This is a genomic window from Iodobacter arcticus (assembly GCF_042664895.1).
GTDB classification, from domain to species: Bacteria; Pseudomonadota; Gammaproteobacteria; order Burkholderiales; family Chitinibacteraceae; genus Iodobacter; species Iodobacter arcticus.
In genome coordinates this window covers 27,760-46,219 of sequence record NZ_JBHTBQ010000047.1, presented here as the reverse complement: position 1 = coordinate 46,219, position 18,460 = coordinate 27,760, and the positions used below count along the sequence as shown (strand labels likewise).

Annotated in this window: 17 protein-coding genes and 1 riboswitch; of the genes, 13 read left to right on the top strand and 4 right to left on the bottom strand. The window is 50.0% G+C overall.

All coding sequences use genetic code 11. The features are described from left to right. Window positions 1–22 precede the first annotated feature (22 nt). Both aspA and ACFQNF_RS20705 read left to right on the top strand, forming a co-directional pair. Window positions 23–1,438 (top strand): aspartate ammonia-lyase, encoded by a 1,416-nt coding sequence (aspA, locus tag ACFQNF_RS20710; RefSeq protein ID WP_380190298.1) that lies wholly within the window; start codon window positions 23–25, stop codon window positions 1,436–1,438. 216 nt (window positions 1,439–1,654) lie between these two features. After that, window positions 1,655–2,041, top strand: a complete 387-nt coding sequence (locus ACFQNF_RS20705; RefSeq protein WP_380190296.1) for a VOC family protein — start codon at window positions 1,655–1,657, stop codon at window positions 2,039–2,041. Between the two features lie 174 nt (window positions 2,042–2,215). Here the strand turns inward: ACFQNF_RS20705 and ACFQNF_RS20700 are convergent, their stop codons facing one another. Next, window positions 2,216–4,258: a S46 family peptidase gene (locus tag ACFQNF_RS20700; RefSeq protein ID WP_380190294.1), complete on the bottom strand. Its 2,043-nt coding sequence runs from the start codon at window positions 4,256–4,258 to the stop codon at window positions 2,216–2,218. Between the two features lie 677 nt (window positions 4,259–4,935). Between ACFQNF_RS20700 and ACFQNF_RS20695 the strand changes: the two genes are divergently transcribed. Further along, complete coding sequence (locus ACFQNF_RS20695) at window positions 4,936–5,469, top strand: DUF2087 domain-containing protein (protein ID WP_380190292.1); 534 nt, start codon at window positions 4,936–4,938, stop codon at window positions 5,467–5,469. 296 nt (window positions 5,470–5,765) lie between these two features. Here the strand turns inward: ACFQNF_RS20695 and ACFQNF_RS20690 are convergent, their stop codons facing one another. The 3 genes from ACFQNF_RS20690 to ACFQNF_RS20680 form a co-directional block, all read right to left on the bottom strand. Continuing rightward, window positions 5,766–5,948 (bottom strand): hypothetical protein, encoded by a 183-nt coding sequence (locus ACFQNF_RS20690; RefSeq protein WP_380190290.1) that lies wholly within the window; start codon window positions 5,946–5,948, stop codon window positions 5,766–5,768. Window positions 5,949–6,006: 58 nt separating this feature from the next. Further along, window positions 6,007–7,407, bottom strand: coding sequence for an L-serine ammonia-lyase (locus ACFQNF_RS20685; protein ID WP_380190337.1), 1,401 nt, complete (start codon window positions 7,405–7,407; stop codon window positions 6,007–6,009). Window positions 7,408–7,779: 372 nt separating this feature from the next. Continuing rightward, window positions 7,780–7,864: riboswitch (glycine riboswitch) on the bottom strand. Window positions 7,865–8,034: 170 nt separating this feature from the next. Next, a complete protein-coding gene (locus ACFQNF_RS20680) occupies window positions 8,035–8,472 on the bottom strand; it encodes a nuclear transport factor 2 family protein (protein ID WP_380190288.1) in 438 nt (145 codons plus the stop codon). A 354-nt stretch (window positions 8,473–8,826) separates the two neighbouring features. Between ACFQNF_RS20680 and gspG the strand changes: the two genes are divergently transcribed. The 10 genes from gspG (at window position 8,827) to ACFQNF_RS20630 (ending at window position 18,326) form a co-directional block, all read left to right on the top strand. Further along, window positions 8,827–9,243 carry a type II secretion system major pseudopilin GspG gene (gene gspG / locus ACFQNF_RS20675; RefSeq protein ID WP_380190286.1) on the top strand — a complete coding sequence of 139 codons (417 nt, stop codon included), beginning with the start codon at window positions 8,827–8,829 and terminating at the stop codon, window positions 9,241–9,243. A gap of 98 nt (window positions 9,244–9,341) precedes the next feature. Next, on the top strand, window positions 9,342–10,514 hold the full coding sequence (locus ACFQNF_RS20670) for a type II secretion system F family protein (RefSeq protein ID WP_380190284.1): 1,173 nt from the start codon (window positions 9,342–9,344) through the stop codon (window positions 10,512–10,514). Next, window positions 10,511–12,211 carry a GspE/PulE family protein gene (locus ACFQNF_RS20665; protein WP_380190282.1) on the top strand — a complete coding sequence of 567 codons (1,701 nt, stop codon included), beginning with the start codon at window positions 10,511–10,513 and terminating at the stop codon, window positions 12,209–12,211. Before ACFQNF_RS20670 ends, ACFQNF_RS20665 begins: the two co-directional genes overlap by 4 nt. Before the next feature lie 528 nt (window positions 12,212–12,739). Then, on the top strand, window positions 12,740–13,522 hold the full coding sequence (locus ACFQNF_RS20660) for a hypothetical protein (protein WP_380190280.1): 783 nt from the start codon (window positions 12,740–12,742) through the stop codon (window positions 13,520–13,522). Between the two features lie 76 nt (window positions 13,523–13,598). Then, on the top strand, window positions 13,599–14,123 hold the full coding sequence (locus tag ACFQNF_RS20655) for a hypothetical protein (RefSeq protein ID WP_380190278.1): 525 nt from the start codon (window positions 13,599–13,601) through the stop codon (window positions 14,121–14,123). Continuing rightward, window positions 14,120–14,665, top strand: a complete 546-nt coding sequence (locus tag ACFQNF_RS20650; protein ID WP_380190276.1) for a hypothetical protein — start codon at window positions 14,120–14,122, stop codon at window positions 14,663–14,665. The genes ACFQNF_RS20655 and ACFQNF_RS20650 overlap by 4 nt, the downstream gene beginning before the upstream one ends. Beyond that, complete coding sequence (locus ACFQNF_RS20645) at window positions 14,662–15,195, top strand: hypothetical protein (protein ID WP_380190274.1); 534 nt, start codon at window positions 14,662–14,664, stop codon at window positions 15,193–15,195. Before ACFQNF_RS20650 ends, ACFQNF_RS20645 begins: the two co-directional genes overlap by 4 nt. Window positions 15,196–15,301: 106 nt before the next feature. Next, window positions 15,302–17,254, top strand: coding sequence for a secretin N-terminal domain-containing protein (locus ACFQNF_RS20640; RefSeq protein ID WP_380190272.1), 1,953 nt, complete (start codon window positions 15,302–15,304; stop codon window positions 17,252–17,254). Between the two features lie 2 nt (window positions 17,255–17,256). Continuing rightward, entirely contained in the window at window positions 17,257–17,751 is a 495-nt protein-coding gene (locus ACFQNF_RS20635) for a type II secretion system protein (RefSeq protein WP_380190270.1), read from the top strand. A gap of 194 nt (window positions 17,752–17,945) precedes the next feature. Beyond that, window positions 17,946–18,326: a type II secretion system protein gene (locus ACFQNF_RS20630; protein WP_380190268.1), complete on the top strand. Its 381-nt coding sequence runs from the start codon at window positions 17,946–17,948 to the stop codon at window positions 18,324–18,326. Window positions 18,327–18,460: the final 134 nt, after the last annotated feature.

The window sequence follows — 18,460 nt, the reverse complement described above, 5'->3', positions numbered from 1 at the left end:
TTCTTTGTGGAGGTTTTATCTAATGAAAAACGTTAGAATCGAGCACGATTTATTAGGCGAAAAAGAAGTTCCTTTTGATGCTTACTATGGTATTCACACGCAACGTGCCATAGAAAACTTCAAAATATCGCAAGCCAAAATCAGCGATAACCCCATTATGGTAAAAGCATTAGCCAAAACAAAAAAAGCCTGCGCTTTGGCCAATGGCGAAATTGGTACCATAGAAAAGAAAATTTCAGAGGCGATTGCTAAAGCCTGCGATGAAATCATTAATAATAACCGCTGCTTAGATCAATTTCCCAGTGATGTATTTCAAGGCGGCGCAGGCACTTCAGTGAATATGAATGCCAATGAAGTCATTGCCAATTTAGCCTTAGAATTACAAGGCCATGCTAAAGGTGAATATCAATTTATTCACCCCAATGATCACGTAAACAAATGCCAATCGACTAATGATGCCTACCCAACGGCATTCAGAGTGGCCCTGTACGAGCACCTGCTGATTTTAATGCAGCATATGGAAACACTACAGCAAGGCTTTATTCGTAAATCAATTGAATTTAAAAATGTGCTTAAAATGGGCCGCACCCAGCTACAAGACGCGGTGCCCATGTCTTTAGGCCAGGAATTTCACGCCTTCGCCACCTTAATCAAAGAAGATATCCGCTTAATTGGGCAAATTAAAAACCTATTGCTCGAAATTAACCTAGGCGCTACCGCCATTGGCACCGGCATTAATGCACCCGCTGAATATCGCCCGATTGCGGTAAAAAAACTCTGCGAAATCACCGGCTATGCCTTTACCTCATCCGAAGATTTAATTGAAGCCACATCTGATTGTGGCGCTTATGTGATGGTTTCTAGCGTATTAAAGCGCACCGCTACCAAGCTATCGATGATTTGCAATGACTTACGCTTATTATCATCCGGCCCGCGGGCGGGTTTAAAAGAAATTAATCTACCCGAATTGCAAGCAGGCTCTAGCATTATGCCCGCCAAAGTAAACCCCGTGATACCAGAAGTGGTGAATCAAGTTTGCTTTAAAGTGATCGGCAATGATTTAACCATTACCTTGGCAGCAGAAGCAGGGCAATTGCAACTCAATGTAATGGAGCCGGTCATTGCATCGTCTTTATTTGAATCCATCCATTTACTACAAAACGCCATGCTAGGGTTAAAAGAAAAATGTATCGACGGCATTAGCGCCAATATAGAAACCTGCCGCCGCAATGTACTCAATAGCATCGCCATTGTGACCTATCTCGATCCCGTGCTAGGCCATGCAAAATGCGATGAAATTGGCAAAATTTGCGCGCAAACAGGACAAACCGTGATCGAAGTGTGCTTAGAGAAAAAACTACTCAACCAGGCACAATTAAACGATATTTTCTCAAATGAAAACCTGCTTAATCCGCAGTATTTGGGTAAGCGGTATTGATTCTATAAAGTATTAATACAAAGGTGTTGATTAAAAACCCCACTCAGCTGAGTTGGGGTTTTTTTGTTTTAAAACATGAAGCAGAACCCATAGCGGCCGCATGTGAACGAAAAACCACAAAACAGAACGTTCGTTCTTTTTTTATTGAAGCCCCCCATAGCCCCATGCCATACTCATCAGCACATCTTGGGTTAAACTCAACGTAAGGATTAAATCATGCAAAACTATGTCACTTTAGGAGCCAATGATCATGAAACATCATGCGCTTTCTACGATGCGGTATTAGCCACCATCAATTGGCGCTCGCATATGAACTTTCCTAGCTGGAAGGCGTATTCAAGTGAAGGGCTAGGTGAAGGCTTAATTGTCTGGGTGGCTAAACCGTTCAACTCCGCGCCCGCCACAGCGGGCAATGGGGCGATGGTCGGCTTTGCCGCCAGCTCACGCGAGCAAGTCGATGCTTTTTATGCTGCTGCTATTGCCAACGGCGGGACAGATGAAGGCGCTCCAAGCGTACGGGCTTATGGCCCAAATTGGTATGCTGCCTACGTGCGAGACCCTGTAGGCAATAAATTAGCGATTGTTTGCACAGAGGCTGTCTGAGTTTGAAACGCTTATAGCGTATTCATCTTTAGAGCGTAATCAACTTGTTTTTTTAACAGACCCATTACTCTATGACCATATTGAATTGATAGCAAAAATGTTGGGTTGGGTGGATAGGGTGAATTGGTTTGGCGTACTGCGCTTCGCTTCGAGTACGCCCTACTCATTTCGCCGCTAATTCACCCGCAATTCCTTAGCCAAATGTGGCGCTGCGTAGACTTGGTCTAAGGAATATAAAATAGCCTGCGCGTCCACGGATAGGGCTCTGGCGGTTTCGTCGGTGTAGACAAAGCGCCCGCCTAGGCTTTCTAGATTGCCGTCAAAAATCAGCCCTACCCATTCGCCCTTACTATTAACCACGGGGGATCCGGAGTTGCCGCCGATAATATCGGCGGTGCTGACAAAATTAAGCGCGGTGCGTGGGTCGAGCTTGCTGCGTTTTTGGGCAATGGTTTCAGCCAGATCAAAAGGCACCTTACTTGCAAAGCCATCGGCTCGGGCGAGCAGCCCGCCAAAAGTGGTTTTCCAAGGTGTAGCAATGCCGTTCGAGGTATAAGCTGCGGCCTTACCGTAAGACAGCCTTAATGTACCTGTGGCATCCGGCGGCAAAGTCTTACCGTAAAGCGCAAAGCGGGCTTGGCCTAGCTTTTCTGCGGCTTGTTTAATTGGCGTTTCTATCTGCTCTTCTTTAAATTTCAGCAGCTCTCGGCGTAAGGGGTAGACGGCAAGCGCGATTTTGATCAGTGGGTCTTCTGAGGCTTCGATCGCTTTTACGCCGCCTTCCAGTAAGCGCACCCGCTCTTTTACCTCATTGATGTGACTTTTCTTAACCACCGCCTCTGCCCAAACAATGGGCGATTTTCCGCCCAGCGTGGCTTGAATAAAGGGATGATTTTCTCCCAATAAATCGAGCGCTTCATTAATCCCTGCGGCAAGGCGTATCGCTTCTAACTCTTTGTAAATCGGCACATCGGCACGTAACTGTCGCTCCAACGCGGTAATTCGCGCATCGCGGTAGGCACTTAGCCGCACGGAGTCGGGCAATTGCCGCTCAAAGGCTAGCTCAACTAATTTGCCCGCCTTATCAAACAGGGTGTAATGGCCATAGCTCACCGCCCAAAATTCTTTAGCTTTTGCGATACCTTTAGCCGTTGCCGCGTCGATATCCGCCCATGGATCGCCTGCTAAGCCTTTCTCTTGATACGCCTGACGAAATTTCGCCTCGTCAGCTTCTTTACGTGCAATCAAGAGCGGATCTTTCAGCGCTGCATATTCGCCAAGTAAGGCTTTTTGCCAGTTTTCTGTGCCAAACAATACGTCTAGTGCCTGTCTTGTGGCTTCGGGGGAGCGTTTAGAAAACGCATGCAGTAGCTGTTGCTGCATTTTTGCACTCGCCAGCTGGATCGGCATATTAATATCGCGCAGCGCTTTCAGTTGTGCCAGCGTTTGTAAGCGATCGGTGTTCCCTGGATGCCCCATCACAAATACTGCATCGCCCTCGCCTATCGGCTTATCGGCTAATTTCAAGTAGTGCTTTGGCGTAACAGGCTTGCCATGTTCATACACCCGAAACAGCGCAAAATCGAGGGCAAATCGGGGATAAACAAAATTATCTGCATCCCCGCCAAAAAATGCGGCCTGATATTCTGGTGCAAAAGCGAGGCGTACATCGTTCCATTCTTTAAAGCGATACAGGTGATAGAGCGAGCCGTGATAAAGCGAAACCACCTCGCACTGCAAAGCTGTGGACTGCTTACAATTACTTTCTAAATCGGCAATTACCGTCTTACGCAGCGCCGTGCGTTCTACATCATCTTTACCTGCTGCTACGGCTGTGCTTACTACTTCACTCACGTCATCGCTAGAAATCAGTACCCGCGCCATGCCACCGGGGCACTTTAATTCATCGCTGGTTTTTTTTGCCACATAGCCCTTTTTTTGCAAATCGCGCTCTGCGGTGGAAAGCTTATCGATGCAACTCATCGCCACATGATGGTTGGTGAGCATCAGCCCATCTTTAGAAACAAAAGAGGCTGACGCGCCAAAATTCACTGCGGACTGTTGCAAATGCTCGAGTAAGGCGGGGCTTAAAGTGCTGCCATAGCGCTGTTGCACCAAGGCGCTAGGCGGATTATCAAAGGTCCACATTCCTTCATCGGCAAAGGCCGACATAGCAAAAACCATCAAGCTGCTTAAATAAGCGTAGCGCTGCTTCATTTTGTATCCCCTGTTAACGGCCCTTATATTTAGAGCCTAAGATTTGCTCATTATTGACTTCCCGATTCCAAAACAACGTCATTCCCGCGTGCCTTTGGCGGGAATCCAGTAGCGCGACTGGATCCCTGATAACAACATTCGGGGATGACGGATTACCATACTGGGGAGTTATTTCAAGCCGTTATAGGCATCAAGTTAGGCTTTTGTCATGCCCGTGACCACTCATTTGCAAGCATTTCATCATTCGTAGGGCGGGTGAAACCCGCCGTTTTCCATAGTGTTTCATGCCAAATTCTGGCGGGTTTCACCCGCCCTACAAAAAAATCCGGCATGTCATTGGCTTAACTTGATGCGCATAGTGGAGTTATTTCAGGCCGTATCCCTATCTATCGACTTACACAATAGTTAAGCAGTCTAAGTATATAGAGGGATACGAACAAGCAAATGTCATAATAAAATCATCAAATACTTACCGCAACTTGAATTAAATCCATATATTGAGCTATCATCCCCCTCAGGTCTGCAGCTCACCTAGGCGTCGCCAGTTCATATGAACCACGCTAAACCTGCCATGGCGAAAAAATCATCTAGTTTTTGCTTGGCCCGAACCCTAGTGCCAAGCCGTAACGGCGACCAGCGGCAGTCTTTCAGACTTAGGCACGACAGGAGATTCGACCATGTCGCGCACTACCTACCCTTTTTATACTTCCGATATTTCGGCTCTCGCCCGCTCGCTCAAACAGCAATGGGCACTCGAGCCTGCCGCCCCTGGCCACTTGCAAATCCTCAATATGCTGGCACGCGCCGCTGGCTTTAGTAATTTTCAGCATCTCCGTGCGGCAGCAGAAGCGCCAACGCCGGTAAGCAATATCTACTCCCCGCTGACCAAACGCTTGCTTCGGTATTTTGATGAGCAAGGGCGTTTGATGCGCTGGCCTACTAAGTTTTCTGAGCAACTACCCTGCATCTGGCCAGTCTGGGCCAGCTTCCCCGCCCAGCTAGAAATGGACGAGAAAGCTGCCAATGAATGGATTAAAAGCGCAGAAGCCATTGGCGATCACGTGCTGCTGCGCCGCGAGCTGGTGAATTACAAGCTGATCACCCGCACGCCGGATTGCCGCGTTTACCAGCGGCTGGAGCAGGATATTCCGGAAGAGTTGCGGGAGTTTATGGCAGAGATTGAGCGGCGTAAGGCGGCAGTCGGAGCTTAAGCCTACCGATCAAAAGCACACCTTGTAATACAACAACAGGTTTCGCAGGGAGCACAACGATGAAGTCGTTGTGCTCCAAAGCGGTGCGCAAGAAAACCGACTTGCACACCCTATAAAAACTGTAGCTATTTGTAGGGCGGGTGCAACCCGCGTACTTTTCAGCATCGCTCGCGGGTTGCACTCTCCCTACGAAAACATTTACTTAAGTTGATAGGATTGCCCCTAATCTCCCGCCAAAGGCGTTAAATCTGCGGTATTCACGCAATTAAAAATACCCACTGCCCAGTAATTTTGGCTCAGCCAGGCTCTAGCGTATTGATGGATATATTCAGAGGTGAAGCTAGCAAAATCAGACGTTGTTGCAATAAGATACCCAACATGCCGCGTTTAGAGTGGCTAAACGCCGCATCTGCATCACTCATCGATTCTGCAGGTAAAGCCCAGCCCCATACCGCTTGTGGGTGAGCAATGCCCGGCACATCGTGGTGGCTAAAAAAACGGCGGGTTTCCCCGCCGTTTTCTAGATACTCTAAAAAATCAGCACTCCACGATATTTACCGGCAATTCAATCATATTAATTGCCAAGCCACCGCGGGCGGTTTCTTTGTATTTGGTGTTCATATCGCGGCCGGTATCGCGCATGGTTTTGATCACGCGATCAAGCGATACAAAATGTTGGCCATCGCCGCGCAGCGCCATACGGGCGGCGTTAATCGCTTTAATTGATGCCATGGCATTGCGCTCAATACATGGCACTTGCACAAGGCCGCCAACCGGATCACACGTCAGGCCCAGATTATGCTCCATGCCAATTTCTGCGGCGTTTTCGACTTGCTCAGGCGTACCGCCCAAAACTTCTGCCAGCGCACCTGCGGCCATCGAGCAAGCAGAGCCCACTTCACCCTGACAACCCACTTCTGCGCCAGAGATAGAAGCATTCAGCTTAAACAAAATACCTATCGCGCCCGCAGTCAGGAAAAATCGCACAATGCCATCATCACTCGGGTTCGGTGTAAAGCGAGCGTAATAATGCATTACGGCAGGGATAATCCCTGCTGCGCCATTGGTAGGCGCAGTCACCACCCGACCACCCCCTGCGTTTTCTTCGTTGACGGCCAGTGCGTATAAATTTACCCAATCGAGCACGGTAAGCGGGTCGCGCAGCGCGGCTTCAGGGGATGCCAGCAGTTTTTGATACATATCGGCAGCGCGGCGTTTTACTTTTAAGCCGCCAGGTAAAATGCCCTCATGCTCGCAGCCCCGTTTTACACAGGCTTGCATCACCGCCCAGATCTCCAGCAGACCAGCGCGAATTTCATCTTCGGTGCGCCAGGCCAGCTCGTTTTCTAACATGATCTGGCTAATGGTTTTACCGTGACGCTCGCACAGAGCGAGTAGCTCGGCACCGCTCTTAAACGGGTGCTTTAGCGTCGTCACGCCGGGCGGATTAAAGCCCGCATCCACGGCGGCTTCATCCACCACAAAACCACCACCTACCGAGTAATAAGCGCGCTTAGAGAGACTCTCGCCTGTCACATCAAAAGCTTCGAAAGTCATGCCATTCGGGTGAAATGGCAGTGTTTTGCGCTTATGCAAAATGAGGTGTTCGGCCTCAATAAATTGAATTTCATGCTTGCCAAGCAGATTTAACTTTCGGCCTTCACGAATGGCGGCGACCATCTCATCCACCTTTTCGGTGTCCACAAGGCGAGGTGATTCGCCCTGCAAGCCGAGTAAAACCGCGATATCCGAGCCATGGCCTTTGCCCGTGGCACCTAGGGAGCCAAATAACTCGCTTTTTACTTTGGCGACTTTCTCAAGGATGCCGTCTTTCTCTAAACGACGAGCAAAGGTACGCGCAGCCCGCATCGGGCCAACGGTGTGCGAGCTGGATGGGCCCAGGCCGATCTTAAATAAATCAAATACGCTAATTGCCATTTTATGTATCTCGGGTAATGCCTGCTGCTGCGCTGAGTGCATGCTCGAGTCGCTTGCAGGCTATTGTTAGATCTGTTTTTTAATAGATTGTTTTTACGGTATATCGTTCAGCTTAATCGCAAAATGAAGCGACTAAGCGTTGTTGTTTTTCACATGCTGGTGAGCAAGCTTCACGACTTAGCGGATGTAATCCATGGTTAGAAGTGCAAAGCGGCTACGTTTGAACAGGGCGTAGAGGATAACAGTGCCCGCTCAGCGTAAGCCGAACGATGCCCCTCTGTCCTTTTGCCTGAGAGATTGCGGCACGATGCAGCACATCGGCCATGCTTCCTTCGGCGAGGCAGGCTAAACCTACCTTCTCTCCAGATTGCCAACGCCATCACAGTTCTTTTGCCTGAGAGTTTCTGGGGCGATTCCCCTTCGGCGCTGTGCTAACAGTCTCTCCTGCAATGGCTGCGGCAAGTCTTGGCGATCAAACCAAGCATGGCCGCGTGGCAGCAGCCAATCTATTGAAGCTTGCACTGGCTGTCAATTCATGATTAGTACTAAGCTCAATAAAAAGCCCCACGCTGACAATAAGCATGGGGCTTTTTAATAAATAAGCAGCAATACGGCTGCTTAAATCACTTAAAACATACCATTGCCATTGGCATCTTTCTCTGGCACGGCCTGAATCACATCCCAATGCTCGATGATCTTGCCATTTTTAACGCGAAAAATATCCACAATCGCCACGCCACGCTCACCGGCTTTATCTTGGGAGTGAACATGCAACATCACCAAATCACCCTCTGCAATCACCCGCTTAATCACAGCACGGGAATTCGGTGAATTAGCTTTTATATAACGAATAAAATCCTGCAAAGGCTGCACACCATTCGCTACTTCCGGATTATGCTGAATATAATCTTTAGCAATAAACGGTAAAACACCCTCGGTGTCCAGCTTATTAAATGCAATATCGTAAAACTTAAGCACCAGCGTTTTATTTTTCTCTTCCTTAGGCCCGGCCATTGCCGTTGCTGCCAGCAAACCTAATATCATCGTAATAAGTAATTTTTTCATCTTAAATATCCTTTAGCTGCGTATTTAAACAAAAAGCAAAAAATGAAGAGCGCCCGCCCTGCAAACTATAGCTATTTCTTAAAAACATCACACTCTATCACCCAGCTACGGTAACAAAAATTAGCCTCCCATAGCCAGTACTCATACCACCTTACTAACTAGCAAATTAGTCAATTCACAGCCACACAATCTACTCTACTCAGCCAGTCGTAATGCGTACCTCAAGCCCGGTATTTTTCCATCTAGGCAAAAGCCGTGAAAAAGGCTTGATCCCGCAAGAAGCGCCGTATTACGATGCGGGGATAGAAGATGAAAGGCGGCTCCTGCTAGCCTTCACGGGAAGAGACAAAAAAAATGAAAAATCATCGCCTGTCCAAAGGTTTCACCCTGCTGGAATTACTCGTTGTTTTGCTGATTATTGCCCTGCTTGCCGGTTACGTTGGCCCCAAGCTGTTTGGTGAGGTAGGCAAAGCCAAGACTAAGACTGCGGCAAGCCAGATGAAATCGATTGCCGATGCGCTCGATCATTACCGCCTTGATACCGGCCACTACCCAAGTACCGAGCAAGGCATCAATGTGCTGACCAAAAAGCCAAGTGACGAGCCAAAGTGGCAAGGCCCTTATTTGATGAAAGACGTGCCGGCAGATCCTTGGGATAGGCCTTACGTTTACAACAAACCGGGGGAAAACGGCCGCGACTACGATTTGCTGACCATGGGCGCAGACGGCAAAGCCGGTGGTACAGGGGAAGATAGCGATGTTAGCTATTAACGCTTAAGGCGGGTGCAAGCCGCCAATGCACGCTGACTTATATTCCTTTACAAAATGGCGGGTTTCACCCGCCCTACGAAGCCCATCTAGAAGCCCCCATGCGCTACACCGTTAAAGCCTTGCAGGCAGGCAAACTGCTGCAGCTGGATATCGACGCCGCTAATGAAAGCGAGCTAAAGGATAAGCTGACGGCGCAAGGACAGCAGTTTTTATCTGCCAAGGCGCACAGCAGCTTTAAACTCTCCACCAAAGCATTTGACCTATCGCTATTTACCCAAGAGCTGATCGCGCTTTTGCAAGCGGGGCTGACGCTAGTTGAAGCAGTAGAAACGCTTAAAGAAAAGAGCGCGCAAGATACGAATGGCGATGTATTAAGCCGCATGATTGAAGGCCTGTACCAAGGCTTACCCTTATCTAAAGTGTTGGCACAAATGAGCCAGCACTTCCCGCCTTTATATATCGCCACCGTTAGCTCAGCAGAAAAAACGGGCCACCTTGCCGATGCGCTGGGGCGTTATCACCATTACGAATCTAGGCTGGCCGCAGTTAAAAAGAAGGTCATTTCGGCGGTAATTTACCCGCTGGTCGTGATTGGTATTGGCGGCGGCATTATGCTGTTTTTGCTGTTTTATGTGATCCCAAAGTTCAGCCAGATCTACGCGTCGATGACAAACCTACCTTTTGCGGCACAAATGATGCTGTGGTGGGGGGATTTGGTGCACAAGCACGGCTTGATGATGTTTGGCGGCTTGGTGCTTAGCGTGGTGTTGGCGGTGTTTTTGCTGCGTACCGATGCAGCCAAAAGTGCTTTACGTGAAGCCTTTTGGCGCTTACCGCGTTTAGAGCAATACCGGCGCTTATTTTCACTGACGCGTTTTTACCGCACCGTGGGCCTGCTGCTGGCTGGCGGAATTTCGGTGGTGCATGCGATGGAGCTGGCGGCGCAGTTATTGCCACTAAAAATGCAGCTTGGCTTACAGCAAGCCTTGGTCGATGTGAAATCGGGCCAGGCCCTTTCTCAAGCCCTACCCCGCTACCAACTGACAACGCCTGTGTCGGAACGCTTACTACGCGTTGGGGAACAAAGCGGTGAGCTGGCCACCATGTGCGAGCGCTCGGCGCAGTTTTGCGATGAAGAGCTAGAACGCGCCATCGATATGTTTACCCGCCTTTTTGAGCCCATTTTAATGTTGATTATTGGCGTATTGATCGGCGGAATTGTTTTTCTGCTGTATATGCCGATTTTTGAGCTGGCTGGGAATATGCAATGACAGATGCCACATATATGCCAGCGATGACTGAAGCGATCACAATCTCTTCACCCAAGCTCAGCCTAGAACTGATCCAAACATTACGCCAAGATCAGGCCCCGCTTGCTCCGCGTTTGCAGCAGGCGCTATCCCTAAGCGATGCCGATTACGGCGAGCAGCTTAGCCGCTTTCTGGGCTTGCCGTTTTTAAGCCTCGATGCCATCAGCGCGCTTAGTCCGCGTTATGATCTGCTGCCTTACGGTGAAGCCGTGGCAAGACAATGCCTGCTACTCGATGGCACAGATGGGCTATGTGTTGTGCTGGCCGATCCTTTCGATGCCGCTCTGCGTAACTGGCTACGCCAGCGCTTATCTGTAAGCTATAAAACTGCTTTTGCCCATCATCAGGCGCTACGCACTTACTTAGAGCAGTTTGAAACCTCACACCGAGCGATGGATCAGCTAGGGGTTGGCGAGCAAAGTGAAGTCAATCAAGACGGCATCGTTGAAATTTCACTGGCGACCTTGGCGGCTGATAAAAAGCCAGTGGTCAAACTGGTGAATTCCACGCTGTACGACGCGCTCAAGGCCAAGGCATCTGATGTGCATATGGAAAGCACGCCAAATGGCTTAACCATTAAATACCGTATCGACGGTGTGCTGCTGCATATTGGCGGCGCAAACGGCTTGGAGACCGCCGAGCAAGTCATCTCTCGGATTAAGGTGCTGGCCGATCTGGATATTTCAGAGCGCCGCGTGCCGCAAGACGGACGCTTTAAGGCAAGGATTAATGGCCGGGAAGTAGATTTTCGCGTCTCCATCATGCCGTCGATTTACGGCGAAGATGCCGTGCTGCGGGTATTAGATAAGCAAAATGGAGGGGATACCTTTAAGCAGCTGCGTTTAGATATCTTAGGCTTTGATGACGGCACGATGGCGCGGATCAGAAGTTTGGCGCGTGAGCCTTACGGCCTGCTGCTCGTCACCGGCCCTACCGGCTCAGGTAAATCGACCACGCTTTACGCCACTCTTTCTGAGATTAATACCGGCGAAGAGAAAATCATCACCATTGAAGATCCGGTGGAATACCAGCTGCCCGGCGTATTGCAAATTCCTGTGAACGATAAAAAAGGCCTGAGCTTTGCCCGTGGCCTGCGCTCGGTGCTGCGCCATGATCCGGATAAGATTTTGGTGGGTGAAATTCGCGATGGCGAAACCGCCAATATTGCGGTGCAAGCGGCGCTAACTGGCCATTTGGTGCTCACTTCTGTGCACGCCAACAATGTGTTTTCGGTGCTCGACCGCTTTATTCATATGGGCGTAGAGCCGAATAGCTTTGTGGATGCGCTGATCGGCGTGGTGGCCCAACGGCTGATTCGTAAAGTGTGCCTGCATTGCGTAGTGGATGACGAGCCCGACGAAGAGCTACTCGCCACATCGGGCTTAAACAGCGAAATAGTGAAAGGCTGGCGATTCCGTAAAGGCGTTGGTTGTAAGGCTTGCCGTAATACCGGCTACCAAGGGCGTAAGGCGATTGCCGAGGTATTACGGCTAAACGACGAGCTAAAGCAAGCCATTGCCAGCCGCGCGCCAGCCGTAGAACTCAAACAACTCGCCGCACGCTTTGGATTTTTGTCGATGCGTCAGCAAGCTTTGGCCGTAGTGGCCAGCGGAGAAACCACCCTACAAGAAATCAATCGTGTGACTTTTGTGGATTAAACGATAAAAACCTTAGATCTGTAGACACAGAGAACACGGAGTTTAAAAGCAGCACACGGAGAAAAACGAGGAAACGTAGGGCGTAATGCGTCTGGATAAAGCACCACGCCCTACGTGTTGTAGTTTCATAGGGTGCAAAACGCCGTAGGCGTTACGCACCGCAACAAACTTAAAAGAACCTTAGATCTGTAGACACAGAGAACATGGAGTTTAAAAGCAGCACACGGAGAAAAACGAGGAAACCCTAGTGAAATCAATAGGTGGTTTTATGATTTTGATCTGATTTTAGATAGGTTTTTCCGTGAAACTCCGTGTTCTCTGTGGCCTCCGTGTTTCAAGACTTGGGTTTTAGACATGGACTGCCAATGGAGTAGGCGCGTGGGCATAAAGACTTGCCCACCCTGAATGGTTATATACCTTTGTTTTTCTCTGCGTGCTCTGTGTGCTCACTGGTCTCTGTGTCTACAGACTTTTTAGCATTTTTAAAGATTTGAATTTATTGCCTAACTACTTTGCAGGAAAGCAATCGTGCCCCCTTTATGGATTGAGCATAGCGTTTGGCTAGCGAGCAAGAAGCTGACTTTGGCCAGCCAGCCGCGCTTACAAAAAGCAGATACTGAATGGGCGTCGACCACGGTTGATGTGCAATCTGCTGCGCTGGCTTTGCAGCAGCGGCTAGAGACTCGTCCTAAAAGCAGCATCAGCACATTGAATATACTGCTCAGCGGGGATTGGGTACGTTACGCCGTGCTGCCTTGGCAAGATGGCTTGTATCAGCCCGATGATTGGAAAGCTTACGCTCGGCTAACTTTAGCCCAGCAATTTGGTGGCTCTACCGAAGGCTGGCGGCTGTGTATCAACCCAGCGGGCTATGGTGAATCGCGCTTGATCGCCGCCATGGATGAATCCATTTACCAAGTGATCATCGAGCTGGCGCGCGTGAATAAGCTGCGCTTAAGCAGTGTGCAGCCGCTCTTTTCGGCAGTACACCAGCAGCATCGCAAACAACTCAAAGCTACCGAATTTGCACTGGTGATCACCGAGGCCGATCAGCTTTGCTGTGGTTTTTGGCGGGATACGGCATGGCAAGGCATCGTCAGCCTGCCGCTTAATCAAGATTGTGAAGCACTGCTCGATGGCGGTATGGCGGCGCTATTGCGTCAAGCGGCCATGCTGGCGCAAGTGTCTTTGCCACCGCAAATTTATATCAGCTCGTCCAACCACCCGCTCGCCAAACTCAGCCTACCGCAATGCGAAGTCAACTATTTAGGCGCGGTCCATCCATTATTTGCTGGGGATTTGGCGATATGAGCATCGTGCAAAAATACACGGGTTGCACCCGCCCTACGATATTGCCCCCGCATCGCGATCAACCGGACCTTGCCGCATGAAGCCTATGCAACTCGACTTTCATCGGTCCCCAAGCTCAACGCCCTGGCTGGGTTTAGCCCTTGTTGTAGCGGCAGTGATTGCCCTACTGTGGGTGATGACCCGCCTTGATATTAGCGATCAGGCACGCCAGCAGTTGGATGCTCGTGAAGATGAGATCAGCTGGCAACGCCGTCGCTTGGATGAGGCACAGAACAAAGAGAAAAAAGAAGCACCAACCAATGCCAAGGTATTGGCTGCGCATCAGGCACAGCAGCAGGCCATCGGGCCGGTACTGGCGGTGCTCGAGCAAACTTGGCTGCCCACCATTGCCTATACCCGTATCGAGCTAGCCAGCAGCGAGCATCTGATCAAGCTGGATTTAGAAGCCAAAACCCTCGCCGATGCGCTGGCCTTGGTCGATCGCCTCGGCAGCAGCAAGGGGGTAAAAGCCGTTTCTTTATCCCGGCATAATTTGCGCGCCAGCGATCCTTTTCACCCGGTGCAAGTGAACCTAGATATCGTTTGGGAGCCGCGGCTATGAATGCGCAGCGACTCATACAACAGGCCATTTGGTATCTGCGCCAATGGCGGCAATATGCGGGGATTTTGGCGATTGCAGGCTTGGTTTTGCTGCTACTGGCTGGGGCGCTTTATGTGCAAAAACTACAACCCATCCAAAAAGATTTAGAGCGCCGCGAGCTGAGCTTGCTAGAGGCGGCAAGGAAACTTAAACAATCGGCATCCAGCGCATCTGCTACCGCCAGCAGCGTGGCCGAGCGCCTGCCGCAATCGAATCAATTTACCGCGTTTTTACTCAAGCTCAATGAGCTGGCCGAGCAAAAACACATTGTGTTGCAGCAAAGCGATTACAAAGCCACGCCCGAAGTGGGCGGCCAGCTATTGCGCTACGGCTTACAGTTCCCAGCAAATGGGCTGTATCCAGACGTGCAGCAATTTATTAGTGAATTAGAAAAAATACCCGGCGTGCGTATCGAAACTTTAAATTTATCGCGCCCGCAAATTAGCGACGCCATGCTGAATGTGCAGATTGAAATGTCGTATTTAAGCGAGGTGCAGCCATGATCTCGCGCCCGCTGCAAATTGTTTTGGCGATTACTGTTTTACTCACGCTTTACTCTGCCTGGCAAGATAGCCAGCCCGATGACACGCCTGCCCGCCGCCAACAGCGTGCGGCAACGGCCAGTGAAGCCAGCGCTAAAGCGTCGGCCGTTGCGGCGCAAGCATCGGCGGCGTCTGCGGCCAGCAGTGTGGCGGTGAATTTATTCCCGATCCAAACATGGCAGCCGCCTCCACCGCCGCCACCTAAACCCACACCGACTCCTAAACCGACCCCAACCCCGCCACCGGTTGCGCCGCCTTTGCCGTTTAAAATAGTGTCGACCTGGCACGAAGGTAAGATCGATTACGTGGTGCTTGAAGCAAACGGCCAGCAAATGGTGGTCTGCCAAAGCTGCAATGCCCTTGGCCGCGTGCAAAAAGGGGAAGTTTTACTAGGCTCGTGGCGAGTAGATCAAGTCACCCGCCAGCAAATTATTTTTACATTTATGCCGCTCAATCAGCAGCAGGTGCTGTCCTTGGGAGCGACGCCTTGAAAACGCGCTCTTTGTGCCAGTTCAATCAGCAACCTATTTTTCCCCTGCCGCTCAAGCAGCTGCGGATGCTTTCTATTGGAGCAACACTTTGAAGCGCGCTTTTAGCATGACTCTTATTGCAGCCAGCTTGCTGACTGGCTGTGCTGCCGACATGGCCCGCAAGCAGGGTGAAAGCCTCATTTATCAAGGCGAAGTAGAGCAAGGCTTGCAGCTTTTAAAAGAAAAATCCAAGCTTTATCCCGATGATATTATGCTGCGCGCCAGCTTTCAGCGGCAATTAGACAGCACGCTTAATCTGCTGCTGAAAGAAGCCGACAATGCCCGTGCGCGTGGCGATATCGAGCTGGCCACAAATCGCTATCAGCAGATGCTTTCGCACGACAAGGGCAATTACCGTGCAACCGAGGGGCTACGGCTGGTAGAGATCGCGGCGCGTCAGGATTCCATGCTTAAATATGCGCGTGAAATCAAAGACAATAAGCCCGAAGAAGCGCTGGATGTTTTAGCGCAAATGCTGATCGATAATCCGCGCAATACGCAGGCGCTCAGACTGAGGGATGAAATAGAAAGCCGTAAAACACGCGAAGCCACGCTACGCCCCGGCTTGGCGCAATCTTTAAAAAATCCTATTTCTTTGCAATTTAAAGATCAAAGCCTCAGCAGCGTCTTTGATATTATTTCGCGCATTGGCAAAGTTAATTTTATTTTTGATCGTGATGTTGCGCCCAATTTACGCACCACCATTTATGCGCACGATAGCAGCGTTGAAGATGTGATCAATTTAATTTTGACCACCAATCAACTCGATAAAAAAATATTAAATGAAAACACTATTTTAATTTATCCAAAACGCCCCGATAAAGATCGTGATTACAAAGATTTGGTGATGCGCACCTTTTATTTATCCAATGCCGATCCTAAGCAGGTATTAGCCATGATTAAACAAATGGTTAAAACCAAAGATGTGTATATCGACGAGCGTTTATCCATGCTGGTAATGCGCGATACGCCAGAAGCCATTGCCGTGGCTGAACGCCTGATTGCTGCCCAGGATTTACCACAATCAGAAATCATTCTGGATGTAGAAATTCTGGAAGTCAGTAGCACCGATGTGCTGAATATGGGGATTCAATATCCAGATACGATCTCCGCCTCTTTAGCCCCCATCAACAATATTACAGCCATCCCAATCGCGGCGGGCGCAATAAGTCTAGATCGCCTCAGTAATCTAAATAAGAGCGATGTGCTGGTTAATTTGGGATCCCCCATGATTAGCGCTAATTTTACTCACCAGAAAGGCAATACCAATATTCTGGCCAATCCAAAAATTCGCGTTAAAAACCGGGAAAAAGCCAAGGTGCAAATTGGTGAACGTGTTCCTGTAGTCACCACCACCAATAATAACGGCACCACTTCTGAATCAATCACCTATTTAGATGTGGGCCTTACGCTAAATGTAGAGCCAACGCTCACCATCGATAACGACATCAGCGTAAAAGTATCGCTCGAGGTTTCTAATGTCACCGGTAGCATCACCACCCGCAACGGCTTGATCGCCTATAAAGTAGGCACGCGCAATGCCACCACCAATATGAGCGCTCGTGATGGCGAAACACAAGTATTAGCCGGTTTACTCTCGCGTACCGATCAAGCCAATGGAAATGCACTACCGGGGCTGGGCGAGCTACCGGGCCTGGATCGACTATTTGGTAGTAAGAAAGATGATAATAGCAAAACTGAGCTGATCCTCCTGATTACGCCTCGTGTGGTGCGCAATCTGGCGCTGCCATCGCCGCATATCACCACCTTTGACAGCGGCACTGAAGGTGCAATCAGTACTAATCCACTGCGTCTGCGCACCAGCTCCAGCATTAAAATCAATAGCAATGCAACTGGCAGCGTCATGATGCAAGCGCCTCCGCCCATCATGCCGCAAGCCGTGGCGGAGCCAATACCACAATCCGCCCCAGCGCCTAATCCAGTGCCGCAGACAACAGAAGACAACACCCAACCTGTTGCTCCGCCGCCGAGCCGTGGCAATGGGATGGGACGCCGCTAAGCATGCTCTTTAAGCAATCACGCCATCGGCTTGCTCACGGCTTTACTCTGATTGAGCTGATGGTCACCCTCACCATTCTGGCGGTACTGGCAACGGTGGCGATGCCGCTCTCGCAAATTGCCGCCACCCGCCAGCGGGAAGAAGAATTGCGCCGTGCGCTATGGCAAATACGCTCGGGTATTGATGCTTACAAACAAGCGGCAGACGAGGGACAAGTTAAAAAAAACATCGATGATAATGGCTACCCCCCCAATCTGAGCGTTTTAACCGCCGGGGTAAAAGACGCCAAAGACCCCAATGGTAAAATGATCTACTTTTTACGCCGCCTGCCCAGAGATCCTTTCTGCGATTGCCCAAGCAGTAGCGACGAAAAAACATGGGGCCTGCGCAGCTACACCAGCCCCCCCGACGCCCCGCAAGAAGGCCGCGATGTGTTTGATGTGTATTCACTCAGTAGCGGAATTGGGATGAATGGCACGGCTTATAAGAAATGGTAGTTAATATGAGCCACGCTTGAAACACGGCATTTGTAGGGCGGGTGAAACCCGCGAGCAATGCTAAAAAGTACGCGGGTTCCACCCGCCCTACGATGATTCAACGCTTTTTGATTGTGCGGCAGCATCTATAGAAGATATTTTTTTGACTTTAGTTCTAGCACAACAAGTAAAAACCCATCATCAATAGGACCACCATGGCGCATGTGTCGTCTTCAAAACAGGGCTTCACCCTGATCGAGCTGCTGGTCGTGCTCGCCATTATGGCCAGCCTGCTCACCCTTGTTGTACCACGCTATTTTCAGCAAACCGAGCGCGCCAATGAAACTGTACTCAAACACAACCTCGTGGCCATGCGTGATGCCATCGACAAGTTTTATGCCGATACGGGCCACTATCCCGCCACCATTAATGAATTAGTCAGCAGCAAATACCTGCGTGAAATGCCGATGGACCCAATTACCGGTAAAAACGATGGCTGGCAGATGATCCCACCAGAAAACGCCAGCGGCGTGTATGACGTAAAAAGCAGTGCAGAAGGAAGCGGCAATGATGGCTCGGCCTACAATAGCTGGTAAGGGTTTGCTTCGTATCTACTCCTCTTTGCAAAACATCGTCATTCCCGCGTGCCTTTGGCGGGAACCCAGCTTTGCTGCTAGATCCCCGATAAAAACACACGGGTATGACGGTATGCCAATCGGGAGCTTATTTC

Bases quoted from the DNA above. Each gene is read 5' to 3' on its own strand.
- ACFQNF_RS20700 (WP_380190294.1), bottom strand. From the start codon at position 4,258: ATGAAGCAGCGCTACGCTTATTTAAGCAGCTTGATGGTTTTTGCTATG.
- aspA (WP_380190298.1), top strand. From the start codon at position 23: ATGAAAAACGTTAGAATCGAGCACGATTTATTAGGCGAAAAAGAAGTT.
- ACFQNF_RS20680 (WP_380190288.1), bottom strand. From the start codon at position 8,472: ATGAAAAAATTACTTATTACGATGATATTAGGTTTGCTGGCAGCAACG.
- ACFQNF_RS20630 (WP_380190268.1), top strand. From the start codon at position 17,946: ATGGCGCATGTGTCGTCTTCAAAACAGGGCTTCACCCTGATCGAGCTG.
- ACFQNF_RS20705 (WP_380190296.1), top strand. From the start codon at position 1,655: ATGCAAAACTATGTCACTTTAGGAGCCAATGATCATGAAACATCATGC.
- ACFQNF_RS20635 (WP_380190270.1), top strand. From the start codon at position 17,257: ATGCTCTTTAAGCAATCACGCCATCGGCTTGCTCACGGCTTTACTCTG.
- ACFQNF_RS20650 (WP_380190276.1), top strand. From the start codon at position 14,120: ATGAATGCGCAGCGACTCATACAACAGGCCATTTGGTATCTGCGCCAA.
- ACFQNF_RS20695 (WP_380190292.1), top strand. From the start codon at position 4,936: ATGTCGCGCACTACCTACCCTTTTTATACTTCCGATATTTCGGCTCTC.
- ACFQNF_RS20655 (WP_380190278.1), top strand. From the start codon at position 13,599: ATGAAGCCTATGCAACTCGACTTTCATCGGTCCCCAAGCTCAACGCCC.
- ACFQNF_RS20645 (WP_380190274.1), top strand. From the start codon at position 14,662: ATGATCTCGCGCCCGCTGCAAATTGTTTTGGCGATTACTGTTTTACTC.
- ACFQNF_RS20640 (WP_380190272.1), top strand. From the start codon at position 15,302: ATGACTCTTATTGCAGCCAGCTTGCTGACTGGCTGTGCTGCCGACATG.
- ACFQNF_RS20685 (WP_380190337.1), bottom strand. From the start codon at position 7,407: ATGGCAATTAGCGTATTTGATTTATTTAAGATCGGCCTGGGCCCATCC.
- ACFQNF_RS20665 (WP_380190282.1), top strand. From the start codon at position 10,511: ATGACAGATGCCACATATATGCCAGCGATGACTGAAGCGATCACAATC.
- ACFQNF_RS20670 (WP_380190284.1), top strand. From the start codon at position 9,342: ATGCGCTACACCGTTAAAGCCTTGCAGGCAGGCAAACTGCTGCAGCTG.
- gspG (WP_380190286.1), top strand. From the start codon at position 8,827: ATGAAAAATCATCGCCTGTCCAAAGGTTTCACCCTGCTGGAATTACTC.